Annotated in this window: 11 protein-coding genes; 7 read left to right on the top strand and 4 right to left on the bottom strand. The window is 69.4% G+C overall.

Annotated features, from left to right (window positions below; genetic code table 11):
- The first annotated feature begins 212 nt into the window (after window positions 1-212).
- Entirely contained in the window at window positions 213-1,331 is a 1,119-nt protein-coding gene (locus ACIPQB_RS02560; protein ID WP_446483624.1) for a hypothetical protein, read from the top strand.
- Here the strand turns inward: ACIPQB_RS02560 and ACIPQB_RS02565 are convergent.
- The 4 genes from ACIPQB_RS02565 to ACIPQB_RS02580 form a co-directional block, all read right to left on the bottom strand.
- A complete protein-coding gene (locus tag ACIPQB_RS02565; protein ID WP_446483975.1) occupies window positions 1,328-3,100 on the bottom strand; it encodes a cation:proton antiporter domain-containing protein in 1,773 nt (590 codons plus the stop codon). The genes ACIPQB_RS02560 and ACIPQB_RS02565 overlap by 4 nt on opposite strands.
- Before the next feature lie 46 nt (window positions 3,101-3,146).
- Complete coding sequence (locus ACIPQB_RS02570; RefSeq protein ID WP_446483625.1) at window positions 3,147-3,398, bottom strand: toxin-antitoxin system HicB family antitoxin; 252 nt, start codon at window positions 3,396-3,398, stop codon at window positions 3,147-3,149.
- The gene (locus ACIPQB_RS02575) at window positions 3,395-3,820 is read right to left on the bottom strand and encodes a putative toxin-antitoxin system toxin component, PIN family (protein ID WP_446483626.1); all 426 of its coding nucleotides are present in this window, start codon (window positions 3,818-3,820) and stop codon (window positions 3,395-3,397) included. Before ACIPQB_RS02575 ends, ACIPQB_RS02570 begins: the two co-directional genes overlap by 4 nt.
- Window positions 3,821-3,882: 62 nt before the next feature.
- Window positions 3,883-4,143 carry a helix-turn-helix domain-containing protein gene (locus ACIPQB_RS02580; protein WP_446483627.1) on the bottom strand — a complete coding sequence of 87 codons (261 nt, stop codon included), beginning with the start codon at window positions 4,141-4,143 and terminating at the stop codon, window positions 3,883-3,885.
- 121 nt (window positions 4,144-4,264) lie between these two features.
- Here ACIPQB_RS02580 and ACIPQB_RS02585 point away from each other — a divergent pair, with 121 nt between their 5' ends.
- The 6 genes from ACIPQB_RS02585 (at window position 4,265) to ACIPQB_RS02610 (ending at window position 12,207) form a co-directional block, all read left to right on the top strand.
- Window positions 4,265-4,660, top strand: coding sequence for a DUF2946 family protein (locus ACIPQB_RS02585; RefSeq protein ID WP_446483628.1), 396 nt, complete (start codon window positions 4,265-4,267; stop codon window positions 4,658-4,660).
- Between the two features lie 65 nt (window positions 4,661-4,725).
- Window positions 4,726-6,786 (top strand): TonB-dependent receptor family protein, encoded by a 2,061-nt coding sequence (locus tag ACIPQB_RS02590; RefSeq protein ID WP_446483629.1) that lies wholly within the window; start codon window positions 4,726-4,728, stop codon window positions 6,784-6,786.
- Between the two features lie 11 nt (window positions 6,787-6,797).
- Complete coding sequence (locus ACIPQB_RS02595; RefSeq protein ID WP_446483630.1) at window positions 6,798-7,328, top strand: YcnI family protein; 531 nt, start codon at window positions 6,798-6,800, stop codon at window positions 7,326-7,328.
- 14 nt (window positions 7,329-7,342) lie between these two features.
- Complete coding sequence (locus tag ACIPQB_RS02600) at window positions 7,343-7,855, top strand: copper chaperone PCu(A)C (RefSeq protein WP_446483631.1); 513 nt, start codon at window positions 7,343-7,345, stop codon at window positions 7,853-7,855.
- Window positions 7,856-7,937: 82 nt separating this feature from the next.
- Complete coding sequence (locus tag ACIPQB_RS02605; RefSeq protein ID WP_446483632.1) at window positions 7,938-10,079, top strand: M13 family metallopeptidase; 2,142 nt, start codon at window positions 7,938-7,940, stop codon at window positions 10,077-10,079.
- Window positions 10,080-10,407: 328 nt separating this feature from the next.
- Complete coding sequence (locus tag ACIPQB_RS02610; protein WP_446483633.1) at window positions 10,408-12,207, top strand: tetratricopeptide repeat protein; 1,800 nt, start codon at window positions 10,408-10,410, stop codon at window positions 12,205-12,207.
- Window positions 12,208-12,371 lie beyond the last annotated feature (164 nt).

The following is a 12,371-nucleotide window of genomic DNA, read 5'->3' on the forward strand; positions in this document are numbered from 1 at the left end:
ACGAGGCCGCCAGGCGTTGCGCCGCCAGCGCCGCGCGGCTCGACAAGCCGCTGAACGATCCGTCGGCGCGAATGGCCGTCTATTTCTGGTCCGTCTTCCTCGATCGCTATCGCCCGATCCCCTATGAGGCGGCGGCAATGTCGCAAAAGGTGATCGCCCAATGCGGCGACGACAGCCGCCGCGACAACGCCTGGTCGTTCATCGTGCACCTATTGGCCGCCTCGGGCGACCTGGACGACGCCCAGGCCATTGCCGAGGAGCGCCTGGGGCTGTCGCCCTCGAACACCGCGCTGGAGGAATTGGCGGAGGTCCGGCTGCGAAAGGGCGACGAAGCCGGTGCGCTCGAAATCGTGCGGAGCAAGGCGCTTCCGGAACGGTCCGACGAAGAGACCCTGGCTCGGATGTACCGATCCCTCACCGTCGGATGGGACGTCGATCAGGCCGCCGCCCTGGTCTTGCTTCGGACGGGCGAACGGCATTGGCGCGCCCTGGTCGAGGCCCGCCGGGACCCCGAAACGATCATCTGGCTGGCCGGCATGATCTCTCGCCAGGGCGCCGCGCAGGAGCGCATGAACGACAACAAGGCCGCCGCCGAGACCTACGCCCGCGTCGAGGCCACGCTCGACCCGCTTCGCAACGCCCCTCTGGAGAGCTTCGATGAGAGGGGGGTTCAGGCGACCCTGATGAACGCCTACGTTTCCCAGGCGCGAGTCGCCGCCGCGATCAAAGATCGTGTCGGGGTGCTGGACAGCGCCAGCAAGGCCATCTCCCTGGCCCAGGACGAACCGTTCGCCGTCATCGACGGAAGGTTTCAGGGCGCGATCTCCATCAATCGTTGGACAGCCGACTACCCCGCCCGCTTCTCGGTCGACCACTTCCGACAGATCGGTGACGACCTGATGCGGGTCGATGCGCCGCGCGAGGCCCTCCCCGTCCTGAAAGCCGTCGCCGAATTCTGGGCCGAGGTGGCCAAGATCCGCGGCAAGCCGAACGACGGCGTCAACCTGATCGACGTCGCGAGGGCCGAGCGCCTGGCGGGCGATCCCGGCGCGTCCCTGAAGACGATCGACGCCAGCCTGATCCTAATGCGCGCCGAGGCTCCGCGCCCCACGCCCGTCGGCCCCATCGAAGGTCATATGCACCCGCAGATCGCCGAAGGCCTGCTGGAGCGCGGCCTGGCCCTGGATGCGCTGGAACGTGCGGCCGAAGCCTGCGCCGCGTTTCGCGACGCGCGCATAACCTACAGCCCCAACCCGACGATATATCCCGTAACCGATCCGTTGCTGACCCGGCTCGACGAGGCTGTCGCGCGCCCGACCTGCGCCGCCTAAACCTGCCCCACGTCCCTAAGCCGCCGGCGCTTGCCGCCCAGCGCGTCCGGCCGGTTCAGGACCTTGCGGTATTCGTCGCGGCGTTCGTGGATCGAGGCGATGACCAGGCCCATGGGCACGCCGATGTCGACCAGCACCGCCTCGGACAGCTGCAGCGAGGCCTCGATGGTCTCGGGCACGGCGTCGGTGGCGCCCAGCTCGTAGAGCCGGGCGGCGTGGCGAGCGTCGCGGGCCCGGGCGACGATGGTCAGGTCGGGACGGTGGCCGCGGGCGGCGGCCACCACCGCCTCGGCCGCTTCCGGCGCGTCCATGGTCACCACCACGGCCCGGGCCTGGTCCAGGCCGCAGCGCTCCAGCAGCTCCACCCGGGCGGCGTCGCCGTAATAGACCTGGTGGCCAGCCCGGCGGCCCTGTTCGACAAAGCGGGGGATGCGGTCGATGGCGATCCACGGCAGGTCGTGGCGGTCGAGCATGTCGCCGACCAGCCGGCCGACCCGGCCATAGCCGACCACCAGCACCCGGCCGGCGCCCTCGCCGTCATCGTCGGCCAACGGTTCGGGGGCCTCGCTGGTCGTGGCGGCCGCGCCCTTGGCGATCCGCGCGCCCAGGGCGGCCAGGGCGGGGATCAGGAACATGGTCAGGGTGGCGGCGACCAGCACCGCCTGGCCGACCCGGGGCGACACCACCCCGGCCCCCATGGCGTTGTCGAGGATCACGAAGGCGAATTCGCCGCCGGCGGCCAGGGCCAGGGCGCTTTCGACCGCCCCCCGGCCGCTCAGGCCGAACAGCCGTCCCAGCGCGGCGATCATCGCCGCCTTGATCGCCAGGAGGCCAAGGGCGACGCCCAGCACCAGGCCGGGCGAGGCGGCCAGCAGCGACAGGTCCAGGCGGATGCCCAGCGACACGAAGAACAGGCTCAGCAGCAGGCTCTTGAACGGCTCGATCTTGACCTCGACCTCATGGCGGTACTCGGTCTCGGCCAGCAGGATCCCCGCCACGAAGGCCCCCAGCGCCATCGACAGGCCCGACAGGGCGGCGACCAGGCCCGCGCCGATGATCACCAGCAGGCAGGCGGCCATGAACATCTCTTCGCTCCGGGCCTTGGCCACCGAGCGCATCATCGGCCGCAGCGCCAGGCGGCCGAACAGCACGATGATCGCCAGGCCGACCACCGCCGGGCCCAAGGCCAGCAGGTCGGCCAGCCGGAAGACGCCGTCGCCGCGGCCCAGTATGGCCAGGGTGATCAGGATCGGGGCCACGGCCAGGTCCTGGAACAGCAGCACCGAGAAGGTCGCCCGGCCGCCTTCGGCGTGCAGCCGCTTGCGCTCGACCAGCACCGGCACGGCGATGGCGGTGGACGACAGGGCCAGTGCCGCGCCGATCGCCAGGCCGGCGACCGGGCCCTGGCCCAGCAGCATCGCCGCCCCGCCCAGCACCGCCGCCCCGCCGAACACCTGGGCCGCCCCCAGGCCGAACACCAGCTTGCGCATCAACCGCAGCCGTTCCCACGACAGCTCCAGCCCGATCATGAACAGCAGGAACACCACCCCGAACTCGGCCAGCTGGGCGATCTCGTCGGGCTTGTCGACGGTCACATAGTCCAGCCACGGGGCGATGTGGGTCAGGCTGCCCAGGCCGAACGGCCCCAGGATCACCCCGGCCAGCAGGAAGCCCAGGATAGGATTGATGCTCAGCCGCTTGAACAGCGGCGCGACGATCCCCGCCGTGGCCAGGAACAGCACCAGGTCCTTGTAGTCGGCCGGGGACATGGCGTGGTTCACGGGGTCGCGTCTCCTGTGCGGGTCGAGGTTCGGTCTAGTCGGTCAGTTCGTCGCCCTTCACCGGCTTGGCGCCGGCTCCCGCCCGCTTGAGAATGGCCAACGCCTTGGGCACGTCGGCCCGGGCCGCCCGCTCGGCGAAATAGGTTTCTGTCCGCAACGCTGACAACTTTTCAGCGACAGCGACATTGATGAGCTGGTTCAGGGCGACACCCTCGGACTCGGCCAGCTTGCGCGCCTCGTCCAGCAGCGAAGGCTGCAGTCGCAACGCGAAATTGCTTTTCCTCATCGATCCATCTCCAATTTTCGCACCGCTTCACCCGGTGACCAAACCTCAATTCCAAACCGTTCGGCGACGACGAAATCGCGCATGTTGAATGTCACGATGGCGTCCGCTTGGCTGTTGGCCGCCGTCTCCAGCACCATATCGTCGTCCGGGTCCCGCACCGCGGGACGCCAAAGGAAGGCCAATCGCACCGGTTCAGCGGTCGCCGCCACGGCGTCGAGCAGGGCTTCAACCTCGCTCGCCGTCAGCCCCGACGCTTCGAGATGCTCGGCTCGCGTCAGGACGGCTTCATACTCGATCAGTAGCGGCGTCGAGACCAACATCGTCAGTCGCCGTTCCAGACCGGCCGCCAATAAACGGTTGGACGCTCCAGCATTGCTGCGGATCGCGGCGACCATCATCGCGGTATCGAACACCAAGCGCATGAATACATAATGGATGTCGCCGGCGATATTGCAAGCTGCTTGGTGGAGCCTGAATGTCTCGCCTAGCCCGCCAATCTGAGCCGGACGCCAGGGCCGGCCTGGTCTGAATCGAGGTCGGCCGAGATCAGCGTCGCCCCGCCGGCCTCGAGCGCCTCGATCAGCAGGCGTTCGGTGCTGTGGTGCAGGGCGTGGCGCTCGGTCTCGAAGTCCTTGATGGTGCTGCGCGAGACGCCGGCGCGTTCGGCCAGCTCGCCCTGCGACCAGCCGAGCAGGCCGCGCGCGCCCCGGCATTGGGCCGGCAGGAGGATCTTCGCATGGGGCATCCGGAACTCTCTACTAAAGTCACCCATATTGGTTGAATACAACCACGGGTGTCAAATGTCAAGGCGCCTGGACGGGCGGCGCATTGACCAGGCCGGCGGGAGGGCCTAGGCACGCGCCGTCATGAGCCCCCGTCGCGGACAGTCCCGGTCGACCTGGCCCATCGCCCTGCTGGCGATGCTGGCCCTGCTCGTCCAGGCCCTGATCCCGGCCGCGGCCATGGCCCACGACGCCCGCGGGGCCAATCCGGCCATCGTCATCTGCACGGTCGACGGCGCGAAGACCGTCCAGGTCGGCGGCGACAAGCCGGCCCCCAAGGGCTTCGGCGGCTATGCCTGCTACCAGTGCGTGGCGGCCAGCCTGGCCGCTGCCACCCCGCCGGACGCCCTGGTCTCGGCCCCGGTGCTCTACGCCGCCCGGGTCGAGGTCGCCCCGCCCCTGGCCCGCCGCGGCCTGGCCCCGGCCCGCGCCCCGCCCCGTCCGCCCAGCCAGGGCCCGCCTCGCCGCCTGAACGCCTGACCCTCCGCCCGCGCGTCGCCCCCTTGCGGCCGACGCGCGCCGTCACGCCTTCAGGATTGCTTTCCATGTCCCCTGCCTTCCGCCTGGTCCTGCTGGCCGGCGCCGCCCTCTGCCTTCCGCTCGCCTCCCCCGTTCTGGCCCACGCCGAGGACGACCAGCGCGCCGTCGTCGATTCCGTTCTGGTCACCGCCCGCCCCGATCCCGAGGACCCGCCGGTGGTCGCCCGGGCCCGCAAGCGCCTGGCCGAAACCCCCGGCGCGGTGGCGGTGATCTCGTCCGAGGCCTATGCCGGCCGCTACGCCGTCGGCCTGGTCGAGGCGGTGCGCGACGTCCCCGGCGTCTACGCCCAGCGCAAGTTCGGCGAGGACGCCCGGCTGTCGATCCGCGGCTCGGGCATCGGCAACAGCAGCCACAATCGCGGCGTCCTGCTGGCCCAGGACGGCGTGCCGCTGAACGAGGCCGACGGCTATGGCGACTTCCAGCTGATCGACCCGCTGCTGGCCCGCTATACCGAGGTCTACAAGGGCGGCAACGCCCTGCGGTTCGGCGGGGCCCTGCTGGGCGGGGCGGTAAACCTGGTCACGCCGACGGGCCGCACGGCCGGGGCCGACAACCTGCTGCGGGTCGAGGGCGGATCGTTCGGGACGGCGCGGGTCCATGGCGAGCTGGCCCGGACCTTCGGCGACGACGACGTCTTCGTCGGCGCCACCTTGTCCAACGCCGACGGCTGGCGGCGGCAGAGCGACAGTTCGGCCGCCCGGCTGTCGGCCAATCTCGGCCACAGCTTCGGCCAGGACCGCGAGGTGCGGCTCTATCTCAGCGGCGCGGACCTGCGCCAGCAGATCGCCGGTTCGCTGACCCTGGCCCAGGCCCTGAACGACCCGACCCAGGCCGCCGCCGCCAACCTGGCCAACAACTACGGCCGCAACATGCGCAACGCCCGGGCCAGCCTGCAGACCACCTGGCGCCTCTCGGACCACACGGTGTTCGAGGGCGGGGTCTATGGCGCCTGGCGCGACCTCGACCATCCGATCTTCCAGGTCGTGGACCAGGAGAGCCGCAATTTCGGGGCCTTCGGACGGCTGGACTGGACCGGCCAGCTGGGGGGCCGCGAGGCCGACCTGTTCGCCGGCCTGTCCTACCGGATCGGCGACCTCGACGCCCGCCAGTGGGTGAACCTGCGCGGCTCGCACGGCGCCCCGACCGCCTTCTCGCGCCAGAACGCGCAGGCGCTCGACGTCTTCGCCGAGGGCCGGCTGTTCGTCACCCCGCGCCTGGCCCTGACAGCCGGCGGAACCTACGGAACCGCCCGCCGCGATTATCAGAGCTACCCGGCCGCCGGCGCGCCCAGTTCCTTCGCCCTGACCGCCCGCCGCGACTATGACTGGCTGGCCCCGCGGGTCGGGGTGCTGTTCCAGGCCGATCCGGACTCCCAGGTCTTCGCCAACCTGACCCGCTCGGTCGAGCCGCCGAACTTCGGCGCCTATTCGCCCAGCGCCGCCGCCGGCTTCGCGCCGGTGGTCCCGCAGCAGGCCTGGACCGGCGAGGTCGGGGCCCGCGGCCGGCGCGGAGCTCTGGCCTGGGACGTGGCGCTCTACCGCGCCCAGCTGCGCCACGAACTGCTGAGCTTCGTGGTCGACCCGGCCCATCCGGCCGCCACCTTCAACGCCGACAAGACCGTCCACCAGGGCCTGGAGGCGGGCCTGGACTGGACGATCACCCCGCGCCTGCGCCTGCGCCAGACCTATGGCTGGTCGGACTTCAGGTTCGACGGCGACGCCCAGTACCGGAACAACCGCCTGCCGGTCGTGCCCGAGCATCTCTATCGCGCCGAGCTGAAGTACCAGCATCCGGCCGGCTGGTATCTGGCCCCGTCGGTGGAGTGGTCGCCGCGCGGGGTGCTGGTCGACTATCAGAACCGGGTCCGCGCGCCGGCCTACGCCGTGGCCGGCCTGAGCGCCGGCTATACCCGCGACGGGGTGACGCTGTTCGTCGAGGCGCGCAATCTGGCCGACAAGCGCTATGTCTCGACCGTCAATCCGTCGGTCAGCGCCGACGCCGCCACCACCGCCTTCTGGCCGGGCGACGGCCGCAGCCTGTTCGCCGGCGTCAGCGGCAAGTTCTAGGGAGCCTGATCATGCGCAAGCCCATCCTGCTGGCCGCCCTGCTGGCCCCGCTTTCCGCCATCGCGCCCGGCGCGGCCCTCGCCCATGTCGTCGCCGCGCCGGGCGAGGCCAAGGCCGGGTCCTACGCCGCCGTCGCCTTCCGGGTCGGTCACGCCTGCGCCGCCGGCGATACGACGCTGAAGCTGCGGGTGGAGATCCCCGACGCGGTGGCCTCGGCCCGGCCGCAACCCAAGCCGGGCTGGGCAGTGGACATCGAGAAGACCGGCGACCGGGTCACGGCCGTCACCTGGACCGGCCGCCTGCCCGACGACCAGTTCGACGATTTCGCCCTGCTGATGAAGCTGCCGCCCCTGGCGGCGAAGGACCGGGCGGAGGTGCTGGTCTTTCCGGTGGTCCAAACCTGCGCCCAAGGCGAGAGCCAGTGGAGCGAAATCCCCGACCCCGAACGGCCCGACGAGAAACTGACCCGCCCCGCCCCGACCGTGCACCTGACCCCCGCCGCCGCCGACCCCATGCCGGCCATGCCCGGCATGAACCCTTGATCGAGAGACCCGCCATGAACCGCTTCGCCCTGACCGCCCTGACCGCCCTCGCCATCACCGCCCCCGCCTTCGTGTCGCCAGCTTGGGCCGGCGACTACCGCGTCGGCGGGATCGAGGTCCGCCGTCCCTGGACCCGCCCCGCCCAGGCCGGCATGAGCGGCGTGGGCTACTTCACCCTGGCCAATGTCGGCAAGGCGCCCGTCAAGCTGGTCCGGGTCGAGAGCCCGGCCGCCCAGTCGGTCACCCTGCACCAGACCCGCGACCAGGGCGGCGTCTCGTCGATGCGGCCGGTGGAGGGCGGCGTGGCGATCGCCCCCGGCGCCAAGGTCGCCTTCGCCCCCGGCGGCTATCACCTGATGCTGATGGGCCTGACCCAGGCCCAGGCCGTGGGCGGCAAGGTGCCCCTGACCCTGGTGTTCGCCGACGGCCGTCGAGTGAAGATCGAGCTGTCGGTCGAGAACGGTCCGCCCAAGGCCGAGGCGGCCGACCCAATGGCGGGCATGGCCGGCATGCACGACCACCACTGAGGGCAACATGACAAAAATGTAAGGGACAGGGTTTTCCAACAATGGGCAAGTTGCGGCCAACCTTGTCCACGGGATCGCCTTGATGAAACGCTTTTGGTTCGCGGCCGCCGCCATGGCCGCTCTTTCCCTGTCGGCCTTCGGCGCCCAGGCCCGCGAGCTTCCGGGGCGTGACGGCGGGGCCTGCCTCGACGCAGCCTGCGAGCGGCGGATGCTGTTCGACATGCTGGACGCGGCCGGCGCCGGCGGCGGGACCGCCTCGGTGTCGCTGGAGTCGCCGCGCTACGGGACCTGGGGCTTCGACGTCTCGGGCATGGACCGTTCGGTCAAGCCGGGCGACGACTTCTACAAGTTCGCCAACGGGACCTGGGACGCCAACACCGCCATCCCGTCCGACCGCGTCCGCTACGGCAATTTCGACAAGCTGGCCGAGCTGTCGGAGGCCCGCACCAAGGCGATCATCACCGAGGCCGCCGACAGCGCCTCGACCGACCCCGATACCGTCAAGATCGGCGCGGCCTACCGGGCGTTCATGAACGAGGCCCTGGCCGAAAAGCTCGACGCCAAGCCGATCGCCGCCGAGCTGGACGGCCTCCGCAAGGTCGCGACCAAGGACGATTTCACCGCCCTGATGGGCAAGAACCCGACCACCGGCTACAGCGCCATCTTCGGGGTCGGCATCGGCGCCGACCTGAAAAGTCCGACCCGCTACGCCGTCTACGCCTCGACCGGCGGCCTCAGCCTGCCCGACCGCGACTACTATCTCGACGCCAAGTTCGCCGAGAAGAAGGCCGCCTACGAAGCCTATGTCGCCCAGATGCTGACCCTGATCGGCTGGGACAGACCGGCTGAAAGCGCCAAGGCCGTCGTCGCCTTCGAGACCCGGCTGGCCGAGGCCTCCTGGACCCGCACCGAGCGCCGCGACCGCGACAAGACCTACAACCCGATGAACCTGGCCGAGCTGCAGGCCCTGACCCCCGGCTTCGCCTGGAACCGCTATCTGGCCGGGACCGAGCTGCCGGCCCTGGACCGGGTGATCGTCACCACCAACACCGCCTTCCCGAAGTTCGCCCAGGTCTATGCCGACACCCCGCTGGAGACCCTGAAGGCCTGGCAGGCGTTCAAGGTCGCCGACGGGGCCGCGCCGATGCTGTCCAAGCGCTTCGTCGACGCCAGCTTCGCGTTCCGCAACAAGACCCTGGCCGGCCAACCCGAGCAGAAGCCGCGCTGGAAGCGCGGCGTCGCGGCGGTCAACGACCAGCTCGGCGAGGCCGTCGGCCGGGTCTATGTGGCCCGCTACTTTCCGCCGGAGTCCAAGGCCAAGATGGTCGACCTGGTGGCCAATATCCGCGGCGCCCTAAAGGTGCGGCTGGAGAACCTGGACTGGATGTCGCCGCAGACCAAGGCCCAAGCCCTGACCAAGCTCAGCCAGTTCACCGTCAAGATCGGCTATCCCGACAAGTGGCGCGACTATTCCAGGCTGGTGATCAAGGACGACGACGCCTATGGCAACGCCCTCCGATCGGGGGCCTTCGAGTGGCGCCACGACGTCGAGCGGCTGGACCAGCCGGTCGACAAGACCGAGTGGGGCATGACCCCGCAGACCGTCAACGCCTACTACAACCCGCCCAACAACGAGATCGTCTTCCCGGCCGCCATCCTGCAGGCCCCGTTCTTCCATCCGGACGCCGACCCGGCCGTCAATTACGGCGGCATCGGCGGGGTGATCGGCCACGAGATCAGCCATGGCTTCGACGACCAGGGCCGCAAGTCCGACGGCATGGGCGTGCTGCGCGACTGGTGGACGGCCGAGGACGCCGCCAAGTTCAAGGCCCAGGCCGACAAGCTGGGCGCCCAGTACAGCGCCTTCGAGCCGCTGCCCGGGGCCAAGGTCAACGGCCAGCTGACCATGGGTGAGAACATCGGCGACATGGGCGGCCTGGCCCTGGCCCTGGAGGCCTATCACCGCTCGCTGGACGGCAAGCCGGCCCCGGTGGTCGACGGCTTCACCGGCGACCAGCGCGTCTATCTCGGTTGGGCCCAGGTCTGGCGCCAGAAGACCCGCGACGACGCCCTGCGCCAGCAGGTGGTCAGCGACCCGCACTCGCCGGCCTATTACCGGGTCGACGGCACGATCCGCAACCAGGAGGGCTGGTACAAGGCCTTCAACGTCCAGCCCGGCGACAAGCTCTATGTCGCGCCGGAGGACCGGGTGAAGATCTGGTAGGCGATCGCGCTTTTCGGGCGAAGGCGGCGTCAGGCCGGGTCACAGGATCTCGTGGACCTCGTAACGGACGCCGCCCGCAAATTTTCGGCGCGGGCGTGTTCACATAGCCTCACCCGTTTCGGATATCTGCGTTCACAATGATGTCCGCGCCGGTAATCTACAGCGCTTGAACGGCAGCTTCATAAATCCCTGCCATTGAGCCGCTACGCGGCTACGACTGTGAGACAAGGTGGGGTAAAGCTGAAAGCGGCTCGCAACGGCCCGCACCTTAAGGCCCAATTAACCATGCGGTTTTAGGGATCTCTGGTTTAATACTCAGGCTGATCTCATGTCCAGCGACCGCTTATTCGGTAATTCGGCGAGCGCCTTGGCGATTGCCCCCGAGGCCGACGCCAGGGTTGCTCGGGCGGGCCTTGCCGCACCGGCCTTGGGCGATGCAGCCTCTGCAGAAGCACTGAATGCGATAAAGGCGTCCGTGGGCGACCTGCGAGACGCCGACGCGGCCCGCCTGCTCAATCGTGCGATCCAGGCGCTCCACGCGGGTGAGTACGGCCGTGGCGAGAAGCTGGCGCTGAAGGCGTTAGGCCGCGACGAGCAGCTTGGCGTCGCCTGGCACGTGCTCGGCGTCTCACGGGAAAAGCTGGGCGACTTCGGCAGCTCGATGCGCTGCTACGAGGCGGCGCTGAAGCTGCTGCCGGACCACGGACCCGTCGCCGGCGACCTTGGCCGTCTCGCCTTCCGCCTGGGTATGCCGGAACTCGCCGCCCAGTTCTTCGCGCACTTCCTCCAGAGCCGTCCGGGCGATCTGGAAGCGGTGAACAACCTCGCCTGCGCGCTGCGCGACATCAATCGTTTCGATGACGCCATCGATTTGCTGCGTTCGGCCATCGTCGACAGCCCGCAGGCCGAGGGTCTTTGGAACACGCTCGGCACGGTGCTGGTCAGCAGAGGGGACGGCGCCACCTCGCTCACCTTCTTCGATGAGGCGCTGCGGCTGCAGCCCGCGTACGGCAAGGCCTATCACAATCGCGCGTTCGCGCGTCTGGACATCGGCGACGTGGCCGGCGCGCTGGAGGACTGCGAGGCGGCGCTGCGCTTTGGCGAGAACTCCGAGGCGAACGACCTCGCCTCCATGCAATTCATGCGGGCGACCGTGCTGCTGGCCCTGGGGCGTCTGCGCGAAGGCTGGGAGGCCTATGAGGCGCGACTGTCGCCTGCCCTTCTGTCGGTTGCGACCTTCGTGGTCGATCGCCCTCGTTGGACGCCGGGCGAAAGCCTGGCGGGCAAACGCCTGCTGGTTTGCGGCGAGCAGGGGCTGGGCGACGAGGTGCTGTTCGCCAACGTGCTGCGCGATGTCATCGCCGCGCTGGGCGACGAGAGTCTGCTGAGCGTCGCCGTGGAGTATCGGCTCGTCCCACTGTTCAAACGGAGCTTCCCGCGGGCGTCGATCACGCCGCATCGCACGGTGCGGCAGGATGGGCGGGTCTTCTGGACGGCGCCTTTTGTGGAGGACTTAGCGGCGATCGATCTTTGGACGCCGCTTGGGTCTCTGTTGAGCACGTTTCGGGCGACTCCTGAGTCGTTCCCGCGGGCGCCGTCCTTTTTGGTTCCCGACGCAGAGCGTGTCGCGCACTGGCGTCAGCAACTCGCCTCAACGCCTGGCCGCAAGGTCGGGCTGCTGTGGAAGAGCCTCAAACTCGAAGCGGAGCGGGGTCGCCTGTTCTCGCCCTTCGAGGAGTGGCGCCCGATCCTGGAGACGCCGGGCGTCACCTTCGTCAACCTGCAGTACGGCGACTGCGAGGCCGAGATCGCTCTCGCTCGCGAAGCGTTCGGCGTCGAAGTCTGGCAGCCCCCCGGGATCGACCTGAAGTACGATCTCGACGACGTCGCAGCGCTATGTTGCGCCATGGATCTGGTGATCGGCTTTTCCAACGCCACCTTCAACCTGGCTGGCGCGTGCGGGGCTCCAGCCTGGCTGCTCACGGGCGCGGTCGCCTGGACCCGCCTCGGCGCCGAGGAATACCCCTGGTACCCTCAGGCGCGCTGCTTCGCCTCTTCGGACTACCAGGATTGGAGCGGGGTGATGGCCGAAGTCGCAGAGAGCTTGGCGGCCGAGTTCGCGGGGTAAAGGCCTCGTAGGCATGTCCAGCGACGAGGGCCTCGCCCGCACCGCGCGTGGAACGGCCGGCGCGACTTTACGTCCACAGGCGTTCTCCCAAGCTGGGCAGTTAGGACCTAGGCAAATCTCACGCGCGCATGCAACCTCAAGACACGCAACCGGGGCGAGAGACC

Source organism: Caulobacter sp. LARHSG274, from assembly GCF_052871235.1.